Source organism: Paenibacillus macerans (genome assembly GCF_900454495.1).
In the GTDB taxonomy this organism is placed as follows: Bacteria; Bacillota; Bacilli; order Paenibacillales; family Paenibacillaceae; genus Fontibacillus; species Fontibacillus macerans.
This window is the reverse complement of the sequence record NZ_UGSI01000001.1, coordinates 4,840,655-4,864,138: the sequence shown is the minus strand read 5'-3', so window position 1 is coordinate 4,864,138 and position 23,484 is coordinate 4,840,655. Positions and strand designations below refer to the sequence as shown.

The following is a 23,484-nucleotide window of genomic DNA, read 5'->3' as shown; positions in this document are numbered from 1 at the left end:
TAAACCAGCTTATCATTAATAACGCTTATATAGTATGCCCCTACTTTCACCCCCGCTTGTAATAAACATAGGAAAAGGGCTTGTTCAGGTCGTTTTTTATTGCGACATCGAGGATTTCAATGTGTTCTTTTTCACTTAGCTGTTTAATATGAAGATCGGAAATTTTACTATAAGAGTCTTTTTGAGAGAGGTGAATCAGGGCCGAAAGGAGAAAAGCAGAGGGAGGGCCAATCCTTGAAGGAACCATTTGTTTTTCAGCATCGGCGTCAAACAAATCTCCCCATTCATTACAGTTCTAAGTACGGTTAAATTATACTATTACAACTGGAGAAGTGTATAGCTAAGCGACTGGCTTGTTGGGATTGCTTTTTATTATAATGAAGCCGTATATTGGTGAATTATGACAAATCTTGCGGTAAAATAGAACTAGGTTGTATGCTGATCGTAATATTTCCATCCCCTTCTTGACACAAAGCGGGAGATTCTTGGCAAGAGTGATCGGTGAAAGCCGGGGGAAATGTCGTTTTGCGAAAGATGCAGCCGAATTTCTGATAATGAAGAGGAAGCAACGAAGATCTATAACCACAAATCTTATTACTGGCCCGTTTCTTGCGCGGCGATTTAGATGAGTACCCGCCATTTTTATGGCAGTAGGTGAGTCGGGATGCTTGTACTCATTACTTATGATGTTCAAACAACAGGCGTGGGAGGGGCCGCGCGGCTCCGGAAAGTGGCTAAGGCATGTCAGAACTACGTGCAGCGGGTGCAGAATTCCGTGTTTGAGTGCATTGTGAATGCAGCCCAGTTCACTGCTCTGAAATTGGAGTTAACCCAGTTAATTGATGAAGAAAAAGATAGCTTGCGATTTTATCGGTTGGGCAATAACTACAAAACCAAAGTAGAGCATATTGGGGCCAAGCCATCGATAGATTTAGAGGAGCCGCTTATCTTCTAGCGGTGCGAACCCCAAGCGCACATAAAATCCCTGGGAGGTTCGCACCCCGCGTCATTAAAGGATTTGTAGAGATTTTGGTTAAAATTAATGGAAAAATTTCGTGCTCGCAAAATGGGTTCGCACTTTTGGGCTTACGAGGCCTTGTGCCACAAGGATTCGCATGGCCCGCTGTCGCACTCCATGTGAGTGCGTGGATTGAAAGCAACAACCTGGAAGACCTGCCGAACAGCATTTAGTCGCACTCCATGTGAGTGCGTGGATTGAAAGGGCGCGCGGCTAAGAAGGGCTATATCGCGGTCATCATGTCGCACTCCATGTGAGTGCGTGGATTGAAAGAGACGAAAAGCTTAAAGATCACGTGGATTTCGGCACGTCGCACTCCATGTGAGTGCGTGGATTGAAAGTGTACTTGGGGAAATCAACATTATCAAAAGTCAAAGTCGCACTCCATGTGAGTGCGTGGATTGAAAGTTCCCATCCACCATCAATGTTTCCGTTCCAAAGCCGTCGCACTCCATGTGAGTGCGTGGATTGAAAGATTGTCACTCGTAATTCTTTGAATCATGGCAGGTGTCGCACTCCATGTGAGTGCGTGGATTGAAAGCAATCAAATTCATCTTCTCCACAAACCTCAACATAGTCGCACTCCATGTGAGTGCGTGGATTGAAAGATAAATACCGATCTAAAAAATCGCGGCGAAGGTGACTGTCGCACTCCATGTGAGTGCGTGGATTGAAAGACCGTTAATTTCATGGGTCACGGTGATTGTAAAACGTCGCACTCCATGTGAGTGCGTGGATTGAAAGTGCGTGGGCCAAACATCATTGATCCGGCGGACCGCGTCGCACTCCATGTGAGTGCGTGGATTGAAAGCGGCGTACATTTCCCGACCTCCAGCGGTCGATTATCGTCGCACTCCATGTGAGTGCGTGGATTGAAAGAGCGATTTGACGCCCGATCAAGCGCGGAGAAAAGCGTCGCACTCCATGTGAGTGCGTGGATTGAAAGATAGTACGTTGCGATATTACGCGCATTGATAAGGTCGCACTCCATGTGAGTGCGTGGATTGAAAGCTTGGGGCGGACTTAGCGACTACGTGAATGAGGCGTCGCACTCCATGTGAGTGCGTGGATTGAAAGCGCGGCGAGCCAAGCATTTAAATGTTGCTGTGCAACGTCGCACTCCATGTGAGTGCGTGGATTGAAAGAAAAGATAAAGGAGAGACAAGGACAATGAGATTTAGTCGCACTCCATGTGAGTGCGTGGATTGAAAGGGCCAAATGACCGGCTTAGTGAACGATGTTATCGCGTCGCACTCCATGTGAGTGCGTGGATTGAAAGCGCCAACACGTCAATTTCGTCCTGAATGCGCTGCAGTCGCACTCCATGTGAGTGCGTGGATTGAAAGGCCGAGCTCGCGGAGATATTTTCCGAAGTCCGCCGTCGCACTCCATGTGAGTGCGTGGATTGAAAGTCGTAGTCGTAGCGTTATGTAGTCGCCGGGTCCGTGTCGCACTCCATGTGAGTGCGTGGATTGAAAGACCGCGTATCACCAATATGGTTCTAGCGGAGGAAGCGTCGCACTCCATGTGAGTGCGTGGATTGAAAGTCGGTTGCGATCCCTAACATCGCAGACAAGGAATAACGTCGCACTCCATGTGAGTGCGTGGATTGAAAGTCGGCCAAGACAGCCGCAGGATTTCGTTTGGCCGTCGCACTCCATGTGAGTGCGTGGATTGAAAGGCCCCTCGCGGACCTACGACACGTAAAACGTGACATCGTCGCACTCCATGTGAGTGCGTGGATTGAAAGCGTAGCTTTTATGGCGTCTTCCACGTCTGGACAAGTCGCACTCCATGTGAGTGCGTGGATTGAAAGCTTTACCTTACATATGGCGCATGGGTTTTCAAAGTCGCACTCCATGTGAGTGCGTGGATTGAAAGAGAAAGATATTGGCGCAACTTTTACGGTGCTCTCGTCGCACTCCATGTGAGTGCGTGGATTGAAAGCAGGCTCGGATATCCTCGTTCCCGTCCTTACCTTGTCGCACTCCATGTGAGTGCGTGGATTGAAAGGTCTCGCCCGTCTCCGGGTCAGCGAAGCCCTTCAAAGTCGCACTCCATGTGAGTGCGTGGATTGAAAGCCAACATGATTCGGCATCCTGTTTAATATATTTGTCGCACTCCATGTGAGTGCGTGGATTGAAAGACATCAGGACAGCGACCCGGTAGCAGACGGGCGTACGGTCGCACTCCATGTGAGTGCGTGGATTGAAAGATCCCGGCGCTTATCAAACGCCTTCCCCACGTCCGTCGCACTCCATGTGAGTGCGTGGATTGAAAGTGCGAAGACGGATCGTCGACGATAACGAGGTCTGGCGTCGCACTCCATGTGAGTGCGTGGATTGAAAGAAATCTCGAAAGCTGACGACGAACGCACAATTCCATCAAGTCGCACTCCATGTGAGTGCGTGGATTGAAAGCGCTGGCGGAAGCCGAACACGCAAAACGCATAAAGTCGCACTCCATGTGAGTGCGTGGATTGAAAGTTAAGCAACTTTATCTGGCAGCTGGCCAAGCGGTCGTCGCACTCCATGTGAGTGCGTGGATTGAAAGAACACAAGTCGGCGAACATCATACCCATGCTTACGTCGCACTCCATGTGAGTGCGTGGATTGAAAGTTATGCGACGCTCACGGCGGAATACCCGGACATAGTCGCACCAGCAAAATGAGCTTTTTCTCGAACAAGCGGTCAAACGATTGAGAAATATTCAGTCCTTAAATAGCCGGGGATAGAGAGGAAAAGTACGGGCGGGGGAATGACGGAGGAAACGGAGGTCCTATACATCGTTATCAGCAAACAAGAGGTGTCCACGCTTAATAAGATTGTCAAATCCATCGACAAATCCGCCTTTATCACCATTCACGACGTGCGGGATGTGTTTGGCGAGGGGTTTTTGGATATTTCGAAGTGAGTGACAAAAAAACGCAACCTTATTTGGTTGTGGTTTTTTGTTTCTCAATAAGTAAGTTGGCAAGACGCTGATAGCACTGTGTGCTCAAGTTCGACCTGGTATAATTTGTTTATGGAGCAACAAGGAGATGGTTACTATTAAGAGTTTTGTGAAAATCAATATAATGAGTTTTGGATACGCGGTAATGTTATCTTTCCCTATACAACTGCTAGCAAATATCTACCGGATCGGCAGAGTACTCAGTTGGGACTTTCTTAGTTAACCAAGTTGTTTATTCTCTTATTTTCATCATGTTTATTTTATTTACGATTGTATTCGTTATCTTGACCAGAAAATACTTTGCTGAAAATAGTACTTGCGCCGCTGAAATTGGATAATGAAAAATCAAGTTAAGGGCTATACGCGCATCAGTTTATAGAGGGAGGAGGTCATAGGATGGGGACTCATTATTACTTGGCAGCTATCGAAGACAGAAATCTTTTTAAAAGATATTGAAGAAGTAGGGTTTGATGAAACGTACGGAGGCGAAGAAAAAAATGCAATTAGAATCGGAACCCCTTACGGTACTACGGATCGGGTATTTATCAAAACAACTTAAAAAAGCTTGCCCCAAATTGGACAAGCTTTTTTCTATTTTTCAATAGGCTTAACTTCACTTTGATCCGCGACGAATTCATTCTTTGTGCTATCGAATTTATATGTGACTTTGAAATCACACACATATGCGGTAGTTCCGGGAACGGCTCCCGAGAGGTTTAATGTTATTTTTTGATTCTCCAATACATAAATAAATATACCGCCGAAGCCAAGCTGATCTTGATTGTCATCCGGCGCTGGATCAAAACCAAAATCGAAGCTATATTCTTTTCCTTGCGTTTTAACTGTAATCGCTAACGTACCATTATCATTTTTAGCAATATGCGTTTCAATCTGATTGGCAACAATGTCCTCATAACTTTGGACTTTAATTTCAGATAAATCCTTAGCATGAACTACATGAATATCATAGTTATTTAAGCCTAAAGCCTAACTTTATATACACTATTTGGAATCTATAGAGGATATTGCAGGCGAAGGAGAACGTTGAGGTTGGCCCGAGCCATTGTAATGCCAGCAGGCATTTATTCTTATCCCTGTACTTACCGAAGGCCAATAAGTCCCCAGCCCGCGGCAGTGGCTTATCGCGGCTGGTTTGTGAACGATGAGGTCTGCTTGATTGGATGGAAAACCGAAATGTGAAAGCCCTGCGCGCAGCTGAGTCCGGACATTGGGAGCACTTCTACCGCGCTGACTGGCTGACCAATATCAGCAACACCATCTATCATGCGTCCACGCTGCGCTCGTTCCTTCGTATGCATGGGGATAGCCCGGATCTGTTTCTTTGGTACAAAGAGTACTTAATGCCAGAAACGGAGAAACACATTTATCTGGAAAATACGCACCGCAACCCGCTACCTGACGACCGGCTTGCCGAATTGTTAGAGAAGAAGCTGATTGAACTGGGGGTTTTGGATCCGCAGCGGGTGGTATAGCTTTTCGGGTGATGCGAAAGGAGGTTCATTGCCTTAATGGAAATAGATATTTTTGTCATTCCGATTCCGTGAACAGAAACTTGCTTGTTCTTCTTGATGATTGCCCAAAGCCCGCCAACCAAGTAGGCTTTTTTCATTGTTGGATTTTTTACAATGATTTATGATCTATATGTTATAATTAGGGGGAGAGAGTATACTTATAAACATGGAAGTAGATTTGTATATTATATTATTTTACGAGGACGAGAATGGGAACAAGCCAGTTGAGGACTTCATTGATGAGCTTGATGCTGCCGCGCTCAATAATAAGAATGCAAGGGTTCAATTGGAACAGATTATCTACTGTTTGAATCGATTAGAAGAGAGCGGAACGCGAGCTGGTGAGAGGTTTACTAAAGGATTTCAGGTGATATATGGGAGCTACGCCCATGTCATAATCGAATTCTCTTTTTTGGATGGAAGGGAAATCATTTGGTTCTTCTACACTACTTCACTAAAACAACGCAAAAGACACCTCCAAAGGAAATTGCGGTTGCTAAAAAACGAATGGACAGTTGGTTATTGAGAAAAGGGAGGAGCGATTGATGATGAAAAACTGGAGTGAAAAAAAGAAGGAGTTACAGTCTATAGATCCAATACGGATGAATGAGCTTGAAGCGGTTGCCCAACTCGTGAATGCTATTCATCAAAGACGAATTGAACTCGGATGGACACAAAAGGAACTGGCCGATAAAGTAGGGCTCCATCAGGAGTCTATTGCTCGTATTGAAAATGGCGGATCTATTCCCCGCTTAGATACCGTATTTAAATTAGCCATGGCTCTGGGGATGAAGCTAAGCTTGCATGGAGCGGAGGAGGCCGCAACTGTAAGTATAGGCTAATAGGTAATGTTTTTCATACGTTCAACTCAATATCTTAACAAGCAGCCCGGAACAGTCTGGGCTTTTCGCTTTTATTTTCCGGAGGAGATATGAACAGTATTGAACATAAGCTTCAGCTGGCCTTGTTGGAAATTGAACGATTAAAACAAGAAAACGAAAACCTGAGAAAAGAATTATCCAAGTACCAGACGACCTCGTCAATTGCTGAAACTGTGGATGATGGAACTAAGGATGCCGTGCTCGATGACAACACGATTAACTCGGTTCACAATTATTCATCACCGTCTGAGAAGATCGGACTGTTTCGCAGTTTATTTAAAGGACGGAAAGATGTTTACCCTATACGCTGGGAAAACAAAGCGGGGAGATCGGGGTATTCTCCTGCTTGCGGAAACGAGTGGACAGCGGTTTGCAAGAAGCCGCAGGTGAAATGCTCGGAATGTCAGCATCAAGATTTTTTGCCTGTGACCGACGAAGTGGTTAGTCAACATTTAGATTCGAGAGTTAATCGAACCATTGGGGTCTACCCCATGCTCCTAGACGAGACATGTTGGTTTCTGGCCATGGATTTCGATAAGCAAAAATGGCAGGAAGATGCTCTGGCTGTTATGGTGGTGTGCAGGGAACATGGCATCCCCGCGGCTTTAGAACGTTCTCGTTCGGGAGAGGGAGGGCATATTTGGATCTTTTTTGAAGAAAATATAGACGCCAGTCTGGCCAGAAAGCTTGGATGTGCTATTCTAACGTTAACTATGGGCCGGAGATATGAGGTAGGCTTAGATTCCTATGACCGTCTTTTTCCAAACCAGGACACCCTTCCAAGAGGAGGATTTGGGAATTTAATTGCGCTTCCCTTACAGGGGGCTCCTAGAAAGAAGGGTAATAGCGTTTTTGTCGATGATCATTTTCGGCCTTATGAGGATCAATGGAAGTTCTTGGCTCAACTAAAGAAAATGGATCGGCAACAAGTTATGGATTTCGTCCAAACGGCTGCACGCAATGGAACTATTCTAAACGTTGGATACGTGGACACGGATGCGAAAGAAGAGAATCCTTGGGAACAGCGGCAAAGCTTCCAGGCCGATGAACGGATTAATGGGCCTTTGCCTGCAACTGTTAAGGTTGTTTTATCCGATATGATCTATATCGAGAAAAATGGCCTGCCGCCAGCCATGGTCAACAGAATCTTTCGCTTGGCCACTTTTCAAAATCCCGACTTTTACAAGACCCAGGCGATGAGACTGTCTACTTTTGGTAAGCCGCGTGTGATTAGCTGTGCGGAGGATTTTCCAAAACACGTTGCGCTTCCGAGAGGGTGTATGCAGGAAGTTCTGGAGCTTCTGCGTCAACACTCCATTGAACCGATGATCACGGATGAGCGAGTTGCGGGAAGCTCTACTGATTTCGAATTCAATGGAACTCTGACGATGCTGCAAGATGCGGCGGCAAGGTCGATTTTGGCTCATGAAACGGGAATTCTTTCAGCGACAACGGCTTTTGGCAAAACCGTCGTGGCTGCGTCGATCATAGCCAGGAGAAAAATAAACACCTTGGTGCTTGTTCATCGTCGTGAATTAATGGACCAATGGAAAGAACGGCTGAGCACTTTTTTGAATATCGATCCCAAACAGATTGGTATAGTTGGCGGCGGTAAAGAAAAGCGGACTGGCCTGGTTGATATTGCAGTCATTCAAAGCTTGAATAAAAAGGGAGTAGTTAAAGAATATATCGGCGAATACGGACAAATTATTGTTGACGAGTGCCACCATGTATCGGCTTTTAGCTTCGAGCAGGTGCTAAAAAGGGCGAAAGCAAAGTATGTATTCGGGTTGACTGCAACACCCATTCGACAAGATGGACATCATCCCATTGTTACTATGCAATGTGGTCCGGTTCGTTTTCGGGTAGATGCAAAGTCACAGGCAGCCTCCCGCGGAATGGAACATAAAGTCATCCCTAGATACACAACTTTCCGGTTAACAGAACAGCTATCAAATCCCGGCATACAGGATATCTATCAGATGCTGGTTACTGACGAAGCGAGGAACGAAATGATCTTTGACGATCTGCTGAAATGTCTAGACGAAGGCAGATCACCAATTCTGCTAACTGAACGTACGAGCCATGTAGAATATTTTCAAGATCGGCTTGAGAAGTTCGCCAAGAATGTCATTGTACTGCGCGGAGGAATGGGGAAGAAGCAGCGTGAGGCTCTGCGGCAGAAAATCGCCAGTGTGCAAGATCATGAAGAACGGGTGCTGATCGCGACAGGAAAACTCATTGGCGAAGGATTTGATGATGCACGGCTGGACACCTTATTTTTAGTGCACCCCATTTCATGGAAGGGAACGCTACAGCAATACGCAGGCCGCCTTCATCGCTCACACTCAAATAAAACGGAAGTCCGGATATACGATTATGTAGATCTGCAGGTTCCGATTTTAATGAGTATGTTCAAGAAAAGAGTTAAGGGGTACAAGGCGATGGGGTATACGGGGATTGAGCTTTTGTAGGTGTTAAACTACCCACCAGATATATTCAGCGTCACCATACTTCGGCGAATTGTGGATTTGTGAGTTTAAATGTTATACTGAAGCAAAACAGGTATCTTGAGTAGGAAAGGTGGACAAACTTAATGCATATAAATGCGGTAAGAAAGAGCAGAAAAGGGATGACTGTGATGAAAAGATATTCCCGTAACCAAAGTAAAATTGCTCTAATGAACGCCAAGGCGTCCTTAAAAATTGAGGGTATCCATTTCACTGCGCAAGAAGATCTCTTGTTATTGGAAAGGGCAAATGGGCGGCTTAGTAATTCTGAGTTTTTGGCCCGTGCTTTAGAGATTGCTAAGAATGTATGAGCTAGGGGAATCAAGGTATTGTTATCCAGGTAGTGATGTATTAATTAACATTCCTGGATTTAAAGAGCAAAAGCAGCTTGATGCATTTGAGCGGTTGGTGACAGCAGACCGCTTGAGAATTCTAGGCTTGAGGCCATTAAAAGGAAACTATGATCTAAAGCACTTGTGTGATATCCATAGGTTTATTTTTAAAGATGTATATCCTTTTGCAGGCGAGTTACGTGAAGAAGATATTGCAAAGGGTAATTTTCGTTTTGCTACAGTTAAATTTTTGGTTAATCAAACCAATCAACTGCTTAATGAACTCAAACAAGATAATTATTTAAAAGGTTTACCCTTTGACGGTTTTGTAAATAAATTAACATATTATCTCACGGAATTAAACGTACTTCATCCTTTTAGAGAAGGCAACGGTAGAACTCAACGCGAGTTTATTCGTTGTCTGGGGCTCGAATCCGGATATTTAATAGATTGGACCGCTGTAGATCCTAAAACGATATTGTCCGCTATGATTCTGTCTCCTATTAATAATACTGAGTTAAGAAATGTTTTAAATGTATTGTTGAAAAATAGATCCGATTAGCTGAGACTGTTCTTAAAGAAGAATTTATATCTGAGGTTAATCTCATAGAAAAGCGGCTTTTAGTTCAACTTTTACAGGGCTCTCCCTGTAGTAGAGTTTTTAGTTGGCCCTGTTTTTTTAAAATTTCATTTCTAATGATATTAATATGCATCAACATTTCGTGGAAATTTGTTATGTTTTCTAGATTTGTTTGGTTTAAACATGATGTAATATTACGAAGATTTTGTTGAGATGGTTGACTTTTTGTTCTTATAGTTAAATGATTATTATCTTTTATTTCAAGGAAATAGTCTGACAATTTCTTTTTATTGTCTAGTAAAAAACTCTTCAGTTGCTCGTCGCTAGACTCTCGAATGAATCCTTCATTTTTCAAATCCGAAATATTAACTAATCTATTTTCAATCTTTTGCAACATGGTGGATCTAATCAAATCAAGATTGAAAAAAGCAACTAATTCTGGCTTTTGAATTGATAATTTTTCCAACCATCCGATTAAACGATATAACACTTTCAAACTGAGGGTTCTTTCTATCAGCCCTTTTTCTATTTCATGATGAGGATAATATTGGAGTACCCGTACTCTTTCAGCAACCCATCTATTTTTTCTTCTCATTTTTTGGGAGAGCTCTTCAAATGAACACTTGCCCCAAGTGACCCACATTTCATAGGTATACTTAGCCCATTCGTAGTCTGTCCAATCTTCTTTTCCTCCCTGTACACTTCCTAAACGTTTCAATTCCTCATCATCTGATTTTGGAGCCTCAACTATGATAACGGGAACCTTTTTAATCTTTAGTTTTTTTGCAGCATACCACCTTCTATGTCCTGAAAGAATGATATATTTTGAATCTTTTTCATAACAGGTGATGCCGGTTTCCCAACCTTTTTGTTTAATAATCTGTTGCATTTCTGCTGCCTTGACAGTAAGATTGCTTCTTGGATTTTTGGGATTTGGAACGACCTCATTTATACTTGCCCAGGTCATCATTTTAATGTTCTCCAAATTTATTCACCTCAATCCTATGAATTTTAGACTCAAAATATATCTTCATTTGATCAAAACAGGTCAATAACTTGTCTAATTCAAACAATATCTCTTCGGTTTCATCATTTGTTCCCATTCGAATACTTTTTATTTCAGATATGATTAATGAATAATTGATTTTATCATTACGAAAATATGTCAATTCTAATTGGCAATCTTGCAGCTTTTTATTTGCATCTGTAAGAAATTCACGTATAGCATCAGGAGTTGCGATTCTAACAAATGTTTTATCATTAACTAATTGACTGTTAAAACATCTATGCTCATATTTTTTTAGCATCAATCGCCTTATATAATGCTCTCCTAAAGATTCCACGATATCAGGATGATAATTCTTGAGTCGCTTGATCCAAATATAGATGTAATCCAACATTGTTATAGAGTACATTCGATTGTTAAGCTTTTCTTCGACCTCATCTTCGGGATAATATTCATAAACATGAATTCTTGATTTTACCAAGCCTTTAGAAATACCCAGTTCATTAGCAAGATCATGAAAAGACATTTTTCCAGAAGCAATCCACCTATCATGAGTATATTTAATTTGATCAAACGGACTCCATTCTACTTGTCCCCCCTGTACTGAGCCAATTCGGTCCATTTCTTCTGCTTCGCTTTTAGGGGCTTTTACAATATATATAGGTATCCTGTTTTGTTTTAACTGTTTTGCTGCATACCATCTCGGATGGCCTGATAAAATAATAAAGTTATTTCCAGATTCGTAACAAGTGATAGGTTCTTCCCATCCGATCGTTTCTATGGTGTTTTGCATTTCTTTTGTCCTGACAGATGGGTCTCTTCTTGGGTTTTTCGGATTCGGTAATACGCGGTCTAAGGATACCCACTCAAGTTTGCTTTTCATTCTCACTGTTTCTTCTTCAACCTCTTCTAAATCCAACCTGTTCAGATTCATTAGCCATCCCCCATTTCTACCTAGGAATTACTTGGCAGCTATCGAAGACAGAAATCTTTTTAAAAGATATTAAAGAAGTAGGGTTTGATGAAACGTACGGCGGTGAAGAAAAAAATGCAATTAGAATCGGAACCCCTTACGGTCCTACGGATCGGATATTTATCAAAACAACTTCAAATACTTATATCTTGTTTACCACAAATGGCGAGACACTTATAAATAGGATTAAAGGGTATTTGTAAAACTCGAATGCAGCTCATCTCCATAAAAAGATGCAGGATGCACCGACCTGCCAAATAACTAAACACATTAAATGGGTTGTCCCAAACGGTCATAAACTTGACCCTCGGGACAACCCCTTTTACTATACGATTCACCTGTAAATAGGGAGTGAGCGGGCCAGCTTCTTTTTTTATTCATCAGGGGTAACTTCAATTTGATCTGCAACAAACTCATTTAGAACTTGATCATATTTATACGTTACATGAACAGTGCACACGTGATCAGGAAGCGCGCGATTAATTGGATATACATATCCGCCTATGTTAACTATCAGTTGCTGATCCTTTAAATCATTTAAAATCATATCACCAAAGTAAAGTTTGTTTTCAAACTTATCATCCGCCTTATGTGCTAGCGGTAGCTCGCTGACATTCTTGCTGAATTTGTATTCTTTCCCTTGAGCTTTAGCTTTAATTAGCAGTTCATTACCATTTTGTTTAACTTCATTTTCTAAATCCGCAAGAATTTCCTCAACATTTTGTACCTTTATTTCGGAAAGGTTTTCTCCGTTTAATACATGAGCTTCATTAGTACCTAAATTAGTACCATGTCCGGTAACAAGAATGACGACCACTTCTTCTTTACCATCCCCTGTAAGATCAACATAGGACACCCTTGGTTTAGATACTCCTTTCAATATTCTCCAATCAAATTTCTTTTGGCTGCCGTTAACGTCTACAATTACTCCATCTGTTGTTTCATAAAGCTTTACATTTTTGTTCTCGGAAGACCCAAGCAATTTCGCATTAGTCTCTTGTTCCGGCTGAGTTGTTACTTGTTTACTGGGGGACTCGCCAGCACCTTGCGTAACCGTTGCAGGCTTATCTGAACTACATCCTGCAAGCAAAACAACACTGGTTATCAATACACCAATTTCTTTTTTCAACTCTTTGGACTCCTTTCAATCGGTCTGCCAGAAATTATATCAAAGAACATAAAAATGAGATTTACATTATCTTAACTGAGGAAACTATTAATTGCAGGTATTGGTATCTTTTTATTATTCGTTGTGTCCGGTTGCGCTTTGTCTGAGAACAAAGCACATGAAGAATCGGTTGCAAGAACTCCTGAACGACTTCATGAGGATCTCTTTGTTCCCATCAGTTTTGCTTCCCAAGTACTTGGGGGGAAATGTTCACTATTATGACGGAACTGACGCCGATGCATTACGCATTGTGGAAAGAATGCCGCATGTAATGATCAGCCGGTATCCCGAGAATGCGGCAAAGTTGTCGCTAGAAGAGGCAGTGAATAAAGCGAGAGAGCAACTGATCGCCGCATTTGAGAAAAAATACGGGACCTATACTCCCCTTGAAGAAAATGTGCAAGTTGAACAAGATGATGATGAAGCTATGCTTCGGAGGATCATAGCCAATTTGAAGGTTAAAATGGAAAATGATCGCTACTATGTGCTGCCGGTCGTTATGGTTGTCATCCCGAATGATTGATCAATGGCTTGCTGTTGAGAGGTCTGCTCGGTAATTGCAGGTCCAAGACCCCATATCATTTGATAACAAGGTCTTGGACCAACACGATAAAGGCCACTTTGTCGTCCTTTATGGAAAACTGGAGCATATATTTGTTGTCCGTTGATTTTTGGATTAAAATTCCTTCATCTAATGGCGAGGTTTCAATAGCGGGGTAGGCTTTTTTTACTTCATCCACCGTGCTGCCTATACCAATGTTTCTGGGTGTGACCCCCGAGAAGGGACTTGTCGCGTGGATCCCCCAGACATATCCTCCTCCATCGATCTCGACGCCTTTATCTTTATAGATCCATTCGGGATCTCCGATGCCATGCGCTATCGTTTCCTCGGAAGGTTCACCCAACAATTCCCGGACCTTGTCCATCGTCTGCCCAATGGCCAGTTGGCCCAGCTTCATATCTTGCTCGGTCAATTCGTTTCCGGGTGCTTCGCTTTGGGGATTGTTCGCCGCGCTCCCGGTCGTTTCCTGGCCGACAGGGCTTGGATTCGAACACGCCGCCAACAGGATCAAGCAAAAAGCAAAAGACAAACCAACAATCGATATCCGGCGCACTATAGCATCTCTCCTTTCAAAAGCGATCCGATACTATTCTTCATAAGTTTCAAATTTCATTTGATCTACAATAAACTCGTTCTTCACATTATCGAATTTATATGTGATTTGAAAGCTGCATACGTACATAGGAACCCCGGTCGCCACAATACCCCCAGGAATTCTCAAAAATATTTTTTGATTCTCTAATGAATACGTTACTACACCACCGAAAAAAAGGTGATTTTGAACTTCCATATCTGGATCTGGTAAAGCATGAGTGAATTCATAATCTTCTCCGTTTGCTTTAACTTTAATCGTTACATTTCCTTCATCATTTTTAGTAATATGCGATTCAATGTAATCAGCAACGATTTCTTCGTCACTTGGAACTTTTATTTCTGATAAATTCTCACTGTTCAGTACATGTATTTCATCAATACTTGTCTCAGTGCCTCTTCCTAAATTCGTAATTATGACTGCTTCCGGTTTACTATCACCCGTTACATCAGTATAAAAAACTCGTGGTTCTTCAGCAATATCCCAGTTAAACTCTTTCTTCACACCATTGACTTCCACAGACACAATTTCTGTCGTACCGTATTTATTGACCTTAATAGGCGATATTTTAACCTCATTATTCTCGGAAGACCAGCTTTTATTTTCCTGCCCTGACTCGGTAGTATCCTGAGTGGTCTCTTGTTTGGGCTGCGTTGTTACCTGATTACTTGGAGACTTACTCAGCCCTTGCTTAGCATTTCCACTGTGATCCAAACTACATCCTGAAAGCAAAACAACACTTAATAACATCATTACACCAATTTCTTTTTTCAATTCTTTGGACTCCTTTCACCTTGCCTAACAGAAATTATATCTTAGAAACTAAGAAGAATAATCACATAGTGATAACAAAATTCGACAGAGAAGTTAAATTAATGTTATCAAACGGCGGCTCATTCGAACCGCCGTTGGGCTATTTTCACTCAATTTGGTATATCAATTCAGCGCGGTAACAACGGTTTTTTCTTCATGGCGTTGGACGATCATTCGCATACAAAGAGGGTATAGGGTTAATTCAAATCATAAATCTCTTTTGATTGGGGGAACGCACGAAAAAACTGCTCATTTGCAGTTTCTATCTCTGCAAGATATTCTGCATAATGGGGGCTAAGCACTTTCATATTATTGACTAACCGTTCATAATAGCCGCTCTGTTTTTGGAAGTCGCGCAGCTTTTTTTGCATGGTTGCTATGGGAGAATTTAAAAATTCGCCTGACTTCAGATAAGCATGATATTCTTCTATATCTTGATGGTGTTGGGATAAATAATTTTCCGTATTATTTAACATTTCAGCCATAGCTTTATTTGTTGTGTTCTCAAGTTGTACAACATCAAGTCTTTCGTTCAACGTGAAAATTTCTTCTAAGTACTCAGATAATTCTGGAGGCATATGCAATTCCAAATCATCAAGATAGTTGATGATTTCATTGTAGGCTTTGCGCTTTTCATCGGTATCAATAATTCCGTCCAAGAACCTGCCAAAGTGCAAAGACAAGAATAGTCCATAGTTACCGGGAAAAGCCAATACAAGTCTTTCTTTTATAGTGAGCAAATTTTCATCATGAGCTTGCAAATAATCAAACTCTCTTTCAACATCGTAACTACGAATCAGATTGTCCATACATTGCTGAATCGTTTGAAGCCGTTGCAACCTAATTTCTGTAACATACTTGCACTTTGCCAATGCAGCGGATTTATTTTTGCTACACAATATATTCTTAATATCCGTAACGCTTATCCCGCACTTTCTCAACACCGATATTTCTTTGAGAGTAAGTATGTCTGCTTCGCTATAATCCCGATAACCATTCTCAAGAATTTCAGGAGAAATTAGCCCCTTGGCCTCGTAATATTCTACTGCCTTTTTCGTAAGATTGCTTTTTTTACAGGCATCATTTATAAGCATTTTATCACCTCACAACAATAATCGGCTAACCCCTAAGGGGGGAGTCAAGTCTTTTATAAGCAATTTGAAAAATTATATACATTCCCTGTCTGTTGGATGTCTATCTCGTTTTCGTAGTTTTGGTATGCCGCGTGTACCATTCCCTACGGCGCCCATGAGGACGAAAAAGCGGGGGAGGAAAAATCGACGGAAATTATGCAGAAGAGTGAGCCAGGAAAGTAAGATATCGTCCACAGTGGCGTCAGAATAGGGGCGGCTGCAGAATCTTGTGCTTTACCCCAACTGCGCCAGACTGTAAAAAACCACAACCTTATCCGGTTATGGTTTTGTTGTTCTTGTTTATTCAATATGACGCCGCTATTGCAGTGATAGCACGTTTCGAATAATGCTCCGTTCGGATGTCCTTAAGATAATGCTTCTTCACCCATACACCCTAACCTCGATCACCTCCGCGTACTCGGACCCGTTGGTCTCCTCCACGATCAGCCGGAGCGCCTTCATCTGAATGGCGGCCTCCAGGCGGTGTACCCGCTTCCGCCGGCGGTTGCCGGATTCCGCGATCAGCGTGCTCCAGCTCCCGGACGGGTCGAGCATGTCGATCCGGTAGTTTTTGACCAGTTCAGGTATGATCTCAAAAGGCGTGCGGTGATGATGCAAGTTGATCAGGTCTTCATTGACGTCGTCGTTAAAGATCAGGTGGATTTCGCGGACGGTTTGCTCGTTCTCCCACTTCAGCGTTACCCAAGGCTCGGCGTCTTGCGCCATTGGCTCCGACAGCCACATATGGGGCCCGCCGTACGGGCGCTTATAGCCGTCTATAATCTGCTCGGGGCGGTAGGCGTCCGTCGCGAAGTCCGCGCGGAAGCAAAAGACTTTGCGCACCAGCCGTTTCATGCTCCATTCCACCACGGGCTGGCTGTAATCATGATCCTCCAGGTCTTTGGAGACGCCACGGCCTGCGCCGCGTTCGAAGGCGAGCAGTCCGGTCAACGGAGTATGGGAGAGATACAGCCGGACCGACGGGTTGCTGCGGACGATGATAAAAGCGTTCTGCACTGCAGAAACGTTCTGCGTTTCGGAAGCATACTCCGCTTCGGAAGCATACTGCACTTGGGGAGCATTTTGCGCTTCGGCAGGCGTCCAGTCTAGCGCTGCAGCGATCCATTGTCCCTCGCCCTTGGTCACGGAAACGGTGGTTCGGTATTCCAGGGCGGCGGGCACGTAATTTTCCGGGCGTCCGGTACTCCACACTTCAACGGTAAGTTCCGTGTCCTCCAAGGCGTCCAACAGCCATTCGATGTTCCCGGCGATGCCAGGATCGGCCGGAAGCAGGATGGCGACGTCGTGTTCCAGAGGGTATGCCTCGTCGGCCGATTCCACCGCCAGCCTGGACAGGAAGGAGGAGGCGCTGATTTTGGCCTGGCGGGCCAAGTCTCCGGCGTCTTCGTTCGCCAGGCCGAGCACGGAAGCGTCCTGTTTCAGCAGCGTTTGCAGCAGCAAAGGAGTATGCTCCCGGGACAGTTCCCGCGGCGTGACGCCTTTATCCGCGCATAGGGCTGCGGCGGTACCGGCGGCTTCGCCGATTACGGCGCAGGTGGCCATGACCCGCGTCGTGCCGAACGCGACGTGCGTTGCGCTGATGTTGCGGCCCGCGAACAGCAGATTGGACACGTTGACGGAATACAGCGACCGGAACGGGATGTGGTAGTTGCCGTCCGCGTGCAGGTGCTTTGAGCCGCTTTCTGCGGCGTACATGCCTTGCGGCGGGTGCAGATCGATCGACCAGCCGCCGAACGCCACCCGGTCCTCAAACGGCTCCTGGGCCAGGATGTCGTTTTGCGTAAGGACGTAATCGCCGATAAACCGGCGGTATTCCCGTTTGCCCGGCACGGAGCCGACCCATTCCAAGGTCATGTTGTCGGCGTCGAATAGCCCGGAATTTTTGATATAATCCCAAATCCCGTAAATCACCGCCCACAGCTCATCGCGGATCCGCTCGTTGTCATGCACGGTATCGAGCTCGCCGCCCCATTCGATCCACCAATAATGACAGCCCGAATCGCCGCTGCGGATGACCCGATTCAGCGGGATCGGCGTCTGCGTAATATCCTTGGCAAAAGAGGGCGGGACGAACTTCACCGGATGCCCGGCGTCTTTCGTATAAAAGAGCAGGGTACTGCCGAGCGTGATGTTGTCCGGCTGCCCCGGCGCCCAAATTTCGCCGTACTCGCCGCGGCCTTCGCGCCCCAAACGGTATTTGGCGCCCGCGAGTAAACCGATCAGCCCGTCGCCGGTGCAATCCAGGAACAGCGGGCTTTCGAAGCGGATCCGCCGTTCCGAGCCCATCATCCAGCCGGTCACTGATCGGATGCGCCGCTCCTTGGCCGCACCTTCCGTTTTGATTTCCGAGTTACCTTCCGGTTCGTCCCCCGCCAAGTCTTCAGCTTCCACCTCGTGTACGTCGGTATTGAGATATAACGTAATATTGGGCTCGGCCAGCACCGTTTCCAGCACGACCGTATCCCATAAATAAGGATTGCCGTCGGGATTGCGGTACTGGTTCTCCACGAACATTTCGTCCATAATGCCGGTCTCCCGGGCATACCGGTTCACCCCATGCGCCGTAGCGCCGCATACCCAGACGCGTACCTCGCTGCTGGAATTGCCGCCAAGCACCGGGCGGTTCTGCACGAGCGCGACCTTTTTGCCGAGCCTTGCCGCCGCCACGGCGGCGCAGACGCCCGCCAGCCCGCCGCCGACCACCGTAATATCGCTTTGCACCGTTTCGTTTCGCATGTTCAAATAACTCCTTTCCAATGGTTAGAGTAAACGGAGATCAACCCTTCACCGCCGAGCTGGATACGCCTTGAATGATGTATTTCTGGCCGATCAGGAACACGAGGATCATCGGGATGATGCCCGCGGTGGCCGCCGCCATCATGCCGTTGTAATCGACGGTGTTCTCCAGGATGAAATTTTGCAGGCCGAGCGGTACGGTGAACAGATCCTGGTCGATCAGGAACACCAGCGCGTTCTCGTAGTCGTTCCAGTGCCAGGAGAAATCGATGATCGCCAGCGTGGCGAGCGCCGGCTTGGCCAACGGCAATATCAGCCGGAAGAAGATGCGGAAATGGCCGGCGCCGTCGATGAAGGCGGCTTCGGAAATTTCCTGCGGCACGGACAGGAAAAACTGCCGCATCATAAACACTCCGAAAATGGTGAACATTCCGGGAAGAATAAGCGCCCAATGCGTGTTGTAAATCCCGGCCCAGTCGAACATGATGAATTTCGGGACGAACAGCACCTGCGGCGGCACCATCATCATCGACAAATACACCATGAACAGGGCGTTCCGGCCCTTGAACTCAATCCGCGAGAACCCGTAAGCCGCCAGGGAGGACAGCAAAACGGCTCCGGCGACGCTGATCAGCGATATTTTCAAGGAATTCAGGTAATAGTGCGTAAAGCTGTTGTTTCCGGTCCATACCTTGACATGGTGCTCCCAGTTGAAGTGAGCGGGAATCCACCGGATCGGATACTCGAACACTTCCGCCGGCGTTTTGAACGAGGTGCTGATCATCCACAAGAACGGAACGATCATCAGCATCCCGAAGAAAAGCATCAGCACAGTCGCGATAATTTTAACGGCCCCGGTCGTTTTCATGGTTATTCCTCCTTAATAGTGATAGTTCAAAAAGTCAGGTTTTCAGCACCGAGAAGGTTGGATGAAGCTAGGGACTGAGTAGCGCAGCATAGGTGAGCCTACGTGAGCAACGGAAGGCCCGGCTGAATCCAAGATTCGATGTCGAGTCCACTTCGTGATCAAAAGATGACTTTTTGAACAACCTTTAATAGTGCACCCAGCGTTTTTGCCCGACCCATTGGACCACGGTAAAAATCAGGATGATCAGGAACAGCGCCCAGGAGATCGCCGAAGCGTAGCCCATCTCGTAATAGCGGAACGCGTTCTGGTAAATGAACAGCGACAGTACGGTCGTGCTGTTCCCGGGGCCGCCCTGCGTGATCGCCTGAATAATCCCGAACTGTTTGATCGACATGATCAGGCCGGTTACGAGCAGCAGGAAGGTGGTCGGGCTGACGAGCGGCCAGACGACGCTGCGGATCGTTTGCCAGGTGCGGGCCCCGTCGATTTTGGCGGCCTCCAGCAGCTCTCCGGAGATTTCCTGCAGGGCGGCGAGGTAGATGATCATGTTGTAGCCGAGCATAAACCAGATCCAAATGATGTCGATGGCGTACATCGAGGACGCCGTGGTCGACAGCCATCCCGGCGGGTGGGCGATGCCGACCGCCCGCAGCAGGCCGTTGATCGGCCCGTTTGACGGCTGAAAAAGTAGCATCCAGACGAAAGCGACGGCCACGCCGCTGGTGATGTAAGGCATGAAGTACAACGCGCGCAGCAGCTTCTTCAAATGCACGGAGCGGTTCAGAATCACGGCCACGACAAAAGCCAGCCCAATCGATACCGGCACCGACAGCAGGAAGATCAGGGTATTTTTGATCGCGATATAAAACACTTCGTCCGTAAGCATCCGGCGGATATTGGCCAGTCCGACGAACCGGGTGTTCGGGTTCATGAACTTGTAATCCGTAAACATCAGGTAAAACGAATAAACCGCCGGCAAAATAAAAAACAGCAGCACGCCGATCATGTTCGGCCCGATAAAGACGTATCCCAGCAGCTGCTGTCTTTTCATCCAGGATGTTTTCACATGGCTCCACTCCTCTTGGTCTTGAAAGTTAAGCTTCGTCTCCAGCATAGCAGGGGGAGACGGGCCGTTTAAGGAACATAACCACCGACCTGATGCTACAGAATTACGCAATTTCGGCCGGGAACAGGGCTGGCGGGCGCGAACAGATTTGTTCTATGGCCAAGCGGCCACCATCAAAACCGCAAGCCGTCGAACCGCCAAACGGTCAGATCGCCAAACCGCAAAAAAGGCCCGGCTGCCTCAGCCGGACCCTAAATCCCAAATAGCGACTATTGATTTTGTTTCAGAAAATCGTTGTGGCGTTTTACCATCGCCTGGACGGTTTGCTCCGCGGTTTGATTGCCGAGAAAATATTTTTCGTATTCCTGGGCGCGCATATCGACCATTTCCTGCGGCAGCTTGCGGACAAACGTCGGCGTTTGATCCCCGTAAAGCACGAATTCCAGCGATTCCTGGTCATACGTATCGGCATGTTCGCCAAGCAGGCTTTCGATCGCGGCGGCCTGGTCGACCGCTCCCGAAGCGGGCAGCCGGCCCCCGGCGGTCATCGGCAGCATACCCTCATCGGCATACCACTTGAGGAACTCCCAGGCGGCTTCCTTATGTTTCGAGTTGGCATTAATCGAAATAAAGTCGCCTAAGCCTCCGCTGGTAATGAAATCCTCTTCGTTTTCGATCAGCCTTGGCACGGGCGCAAACGCAATTTTGAAATCGCGCGGGAAGTCCTTCATGTTGTTGGAGCTGCGGAGCAGCCATTCCCCGATATTGATCATCGCCGCTTCGCCGCCGAGGAACATATTTTCCACCGGCATTTTGCTCGTCAGCTGCTCGCCGAGCGGAGGTGTCGTCTGATCTTCCTTCATCATGGCATTCAGCGTTTCCAGCCATTTGCGCACGAGCGGATCGTCCATGTTGGAAGTACCGTCCTCTTTGATGTACCCGTGCTTCTCCATAACGGAGTCCATCGGATCGGAAAACGTCTCCGTATGCTGGACCAGCCCGTATTTAAAGCCCGCGGCTTTCAGCTTTTTGGCGTATTCCCGGGCTTCGTCCCAGGTCCATGCCTTGGGCACCGCAAGTCCGGCCGCATCCAGCGCGTCTTTGTTGAGCGCGAAAAACTGGACGTTTTTCTTGGTAGGAATGCCGTAATATTTGCCGTCGATTTTCCACGTGGCCGCGTCCGGTCCCATTTTCCCGTCAATGTCGTAATCGGTAAAAGAGCTTAAATCGAGCGCCGCGCCGGATTCGACGCGTTTGGCCGCCTGGGTGACCGAGTAGTTTACAAAAAGATCCACGGCCTGCCCCGTCGCCAGCGCGGTGTCCAGCTTCAAATTGCCGTCGTCGTCATTGACGAAGCGCACGTATTCGACTTGAATGTCGGGATGCTCCGCGTTCCAGGCATCCGCCACCGCCTGCGGTCCGGCCTCCGGCGGAACCCCGCCCCACATCGTCAGCTTGACGGTTTCGCCCGATGAAGACGCTTTCGCATTATCGGTTGCCGCTCCCTGGCTTCCTTGCGCCTCGCCGCCGCTATTGCCGCCGCAGCCGGCCAGCAGCCCGATCAACAACGCGCTGAGCAGCAGCGCGGCCCATCCTTTTTTGTTTCCCACGGGTAAAGACCTCCCTATATCGTTGATGGTTGAATCCCCCTCATCGTAGCAGGGGCCGGGAGCGGAAATGAACATACATATCCATTCAGATCACGAAACAAAACGATGCATTTAAACGTGTCCGAAAGCGGTGTTTTGGGGCCATCGATTTCTTCTATTTTGCGGGTTTGTTCCATTGCCGGTATTTGCTGGGCGTTTGATGGGTCAGGCGCTTGAATATTTTGATGAAATAGTTGTCATTGATGAAGCCGACCCGGTGCCCGATTTCATGTACCGGCAGATCGGTGTGCAGCAGATAGTCCATCGCTTTTTCCACCCGGACCCGGTGCAGGTAGTGAATCAGCGTTTGTCCGGTTTTTTTCTTGAACAAGGCGCTGACGTAGTTTTCGCCCATCATCACGTATTGGGCCATCGACTTGACCGTGATGTCCTGCGGATAGTTCTCGGCGATATACTGTAAAATTTTACGCACCTCCGGGTGCGAGACGGCCGGCTCGGCTTGAGCCGGGACGGCGCTCGGGGAGGCCGGCGGGCCGTTGTGGCCGCCGTGGGAGGAGGCGGAAGCTCCCGCGTCCGTTTGCACCGGCGGGAACGGCGGTTGAAGCCGCTCCTCCTCTGGAAGGAGCCGGCCTGCCTGCGGGGAAGCCGCTGTCTGGGGGCCATGGTCATCCGCCTGCCGCCCAGCGGCGCCGGTCTCTTGCGCGGCTCCCCCAGCACCGCCTGCCACTCGCGTGGCGGCCGCATCGTCTTTGGCCAGCTCCGCGCTCATTTTGCGCAGCGTATCCCGCAGCGAATTGACGCTCATCGACAGCTTGAGAATATAGTTGGAAGCGCCGTATTCCATCGCTTGCCGCACATATTCGAATTCGCCGATGCAGGTCAGCATGATGAAGCGGGAGCGGTAGCCTTCCTCCCGGGTCCGCCGGAGCAGTTCCACGCCGTCCATCTCCGGCATCACGATATCCGCGAGCACCAAGTCGGGCGGATCGCGGCGGATCATCTCCAGCGCCTCGCTGCCGTTGCCGGCTTCCCCCGCTACGGTAAACCCGAGCTCTTCCCAGGCGATGATCTCCCGCACCGATTCGCGAACGAACACCTCGTCTTCGACCAGAAGTACTTTCCACATGTTT

21 protein-coding genes, 3 pseudogenes and 1 CRISPR repeat array are annotated in these 23,484 nt (G+C 47.0%); of the genes and pseudogenes, 12 read left to right on the top strand and 12 right to left on the bottom strand.

Features of this window, described 5'->3' with window-relative positions; translation table 11 throughout:
* Nucleotides 1–46 precede the first annotated feature (46 nt).
* Entirely contained in the window at nucleotides 47–274 is a 228-nt protein-coding gene (locus tag DYE26_RS21595) for a hypothetical protein (protein WP_036626986.1), read from the bottom strand.
* Between the two features lie 163 nt (nucleotides 275–437).
* Between DYE26_RS21595 and DYE26_RS34915 the strand changes: the two are divergent.
* The 10 genes and pseudogenes from DYE26_RS34915 to DYE26_RS21545 all read left to right on the top strand — a co-directional run.
* Nucleotides 438–589, top strand: a pseudogene (locus DYE26_RS34915) (CRISPR-associated endonuclease Cas1); the annotation flags it as partial.
* A 75-nt stretch (nucleotides 590–664) separates the two neighbouring features.
* Complete coding sequence (gene cas2, locus DYE26_RS21585; protein WP_036626985.1) at nucleotides 665–955, top strand: CRISPR-associated endonuclease Cas2; 291 nt, start codon at nucleotides 665–667, stop codon at nucleotides 953–955.
* A 170-nt stretch (nucleotides 956–1,125) separates the two neighbouring features.
* A CRISPR array of direct repeats spans nucleotides 1,126–3,637; the repeat unit is 32 nt; unit sequence GTCGCACTCCATGTGAGTGCGTGGATTGAAAG.
* Between the two features lie 145 nt (nucleotides 3,638–3,782).
* A pseudogene (locus DYE26_RS21580) lies at nucleotides 3,783–3,932 on the top strand (DUF2179 domain-containing protein); the annotation flags it as partial.
* A gap of 430 nt (nucleotides 3,933–4,362) precedes the next feature.
* A complete protein-coding gene (locus tag DYE26_RS34320; protein WP_227872977.1) occupies nucleotides 4,363–4,530 on the top strand; it encodes a SunI/YnzG family protein in 168 nt (55 codons plus the stop codon).
* 643 nt (nucleotides 4,531–5,173) lie between these two features.
* Nucleotides 5,174–5,464 (top strand): annotated as a pseudogene (locus DYE26_RS21570) (glycosyl hydrolase 115 family protein); the annotation flags it as partial.
* Between the two features lie 399 nt (nucleotides 5,465–5,863).
* The gene (locus DYE26_RS34910; RefSeq protein ID WP_213511137.1) at nucleotides 5,864–6,049 is read left to right on the top strand and encodes a type II toxin-antitoxin system RelE/ParE family toxin; all 186 of its coding nucleotides are present in this window, start codon (nucleotides 5,864–5,866) and stop codon (nucleotides 6,047–6,049) included.
* Nucleotides 6,049–6,345 carry a helix-turn-helix transcriptional regulator gene (locus DYE26_RS21560; protein ID WP_227877173.1) on the top strand — a complete coding sequence of 99 codons (297 nt, stop codon included), beginning with the start codon at nucleotides 6,049–6,051 and terminating at the stop codon, nucleotides 6,343–6,345. Before DYE26_RS34910 ends, DYE26_RS21560 begins: the two co-directional genes overlap by 1 nt.
* An 89-nt stretch (nucleotides 6,346–6,434) precedes the next feature.
* Complete coding sequence (locus DYE26_RS21555; RefSeq protein WP_115311261.1) at nucleotides 6,435–8,858, top strand: TOTE conflict system archaeo-eukaryotic primase domain-containing protein; 2,424 nt, start codon at nucleotides 6,435–6,437, stop codon at nucleotides 8,856–8,858.
* Nucleotides 8,859–8,980: 122 nt separating this feature from the next.
* Complete coding sequence (locus DYE26_RS21550; RefSeq protein ID WP_036626983.1) at nucleotides 8,981–9,205, top strand: hypothetical protein; 225 nt, start codon at nucleotides 8,981–8,983, stop codon at nucleotides 9,203–9,205.
* Nucleotides 9,198–9,788: a Fic/DOC family protein gene (locus DYE26_RS21545; RefSeq protein ID WP_036626982.1), complete on the top strand. Its 591-nt coding sequence runs from the start codon at nucleotides 9,198–9,200 to the stop codon at nucleotides 9,786–9,788. Before DYE26_RS21550 ends, DYE26_RS21545 begins: the two co-directional genes overlap by 8 nt.
* A gap of 64 nt (nucleotides 9,789–9,852) precedes the next feature.
* Here the strand turns inward: DYE26_RS21545 and DYE26_RS21540 are convergent, their stop codons facing one another.
* On the bottom strand, nucleotides 9,853–10,776 hold the full coding sequence (locus tag DYE26_RS21540; RefSeq protein WP_036626981.1) for a ParB/RepB/Spo0J family partition protein: 924 nt from the start codon (nucleotides 10,774–10,776) through the stop codon (nucleotides 9,853–9,855).
* 1 nt (nucleotide 10,777) lies between these two features.
* A complete protein-coding gene (locus DYE26_RS21535; protein WP_036626980.1) occupies nucleotides 10,778–11,746 on the bottom strand; it encodes a ParB/RepB/Spo0J family partition protein in 969 nt (322 codons plus the stop codon).
* Nucleotides 11,747–11,751: 5 nt separating this feature from the next.
* On the opposite strand from DYE26_RS21535, the gene DYE26_RS34310 reads away from it, so the two are divergent.
* A complete protein-coding gene (locus DYE26_RS34310; RefSeq protein WP_082208123.1) occupies nucleotides 11,752–11,988 on the top strand; it encodes a SunI/YnzG family protein in 237 nt (78 codons plus the stop codon).
* Nucleotides 11,989–12,158: 170 nt separating this feature from the next.
* Here the strand turns inward: DYE26_RS34310 and DYE26_RS21525 are convergent, their stop codons facing one another.
* Nucleotides 12,159–12,914 (bottom strand): hypothetical protein, encoded by a 756-nt coding sequence (locus DYE26_RS21525; RefSeq protein ID WP_036626978.1) that lies wholly within the window; start codon nucleotides 12,912–12,914, stop codon nucleotides 12,159–12,161.
* Between the two features lie 91 nt (nucleotides 12,915–13,005).
* Between DYE26_RS21525 and DYE26_RS21520 the strand changes: the two genes are divergently transcribed.
* A complete protein-coding gene (locus DYE26_RS21520; protein WP_036626976.1) occupies nucleotides 13,006–13,476 on the top strand; it encodes a hypothetical protein in 471 nt (156 codons plus the stop codon).
* A gap of 55 nt (nucleotides 13,477–13,531) precedes the next feature.
* Here DYE26_RS21520 and DYE26_RS21515 read toward each other — a convergent pair whose 3' ends face one another.
* From DYE26_RS21515 to DYE26_RS21480, 8 genes are all read right to left on the bottom strand, one after another.
* Nucleotides 13,532–14,068: a hypothetical protein gene (locus DYE26_RS21515; protein WP_036626974.1), complete on the bottom strand. Its 537-nt coding sequence runs from the start codon at nucleotides 14,066–14,068 to the stop codon at nucleotides 13,532–13,534.
* 33 nt (nucleotides 14,069–14,101) lie between these two features.
* Nucleotides 14,102–14,881 (bottom strand): YajG family lipoprotein, encoded by a 780-nt coding sequence (locus DYE26_RS21510; protein WP_036626972.1) that lies wholly within the window; start codon nucleotides 14,879–14,881, stop codon nucleotides 14,102–14,104.
* A 236-nt stretch (nucleotides 14,882–15,117) separates the two neighbouring features.
* On the bottom strand, nucleotides 15,118–16,014 hold the full coding sequence (locus DYE26_RS21505) for a MerR family transcriptional regulator (RefSeq protein WP_036626970.1): 897 nt from the start codon (nucleotides 16,012–16,014) through the stop codon (nucleotides 15,118–15,120).
* A 420-nt stretch (nucleotides 16,015–16,434) separates the two neighbouring features.
* A complete protein-coding gene (locus tag DYE26_RS21500) occupies nucleotides 16,435–18,810 on the bottom strand; it encodes an FAD-dependent oxidoreductase (RefSeq protein ID WP_036626968.1) in 2,376 nt (791 codons plus the stop codon).
* A gap of 40 nt (nucleotides 18,811–18,850) precedes the next feature.
* A complete protein-coding gene (locus tag DYE26_RS21495) occupies nucleotides 18,851–19,678 on the bottom strand; it encodes a carbohydrate ABC transporter permease (protein WP_036626967.1) in 828 nt (275 codons plus the stop codon).
* 184 nt (nucleotides 19,679–19,862) lie between these two features.
* On the bottom strand, nucleotides 19,863–20,744 hold the full coding sequence (locus DYE26_RS21490; protein WP_036626965.1) for a carbohydrate ABC transporter permease: 882 nt from the start codon (nucleotides 20,742–20,744) through the stop codon (nucleotides 19,863–19,865).
* Nucleotides 20,745–21,013: 269 nt separating this feature from the next.
* On the bottom strand, nucleotides 21,014–22,354 hold the full coding sequence (locus DYE26_RS21485; protein ID WP_036626962.1) for an ABC transporter substrate-binding protein: 1,341 nt from the start codon (nucleotides 22,352–22,354) through the stop codon (nucleotides 21,014–21,016).
* Nucleotides 22,355–22,508: 154 nt separating this feature from the next.
* Nucleotides 22,509–23,480, bottom strand: coding sequence for a response regulator (locus DYE26_RS21480; protein ID WP_036626961.1), 972 nt, complete (start codon nucleotides 23,478–23,480; stop codon nucleotides 22,509–22,511).
* Nucleotides 23,481–23,484 lie beyond the last annotated feature (4 nt).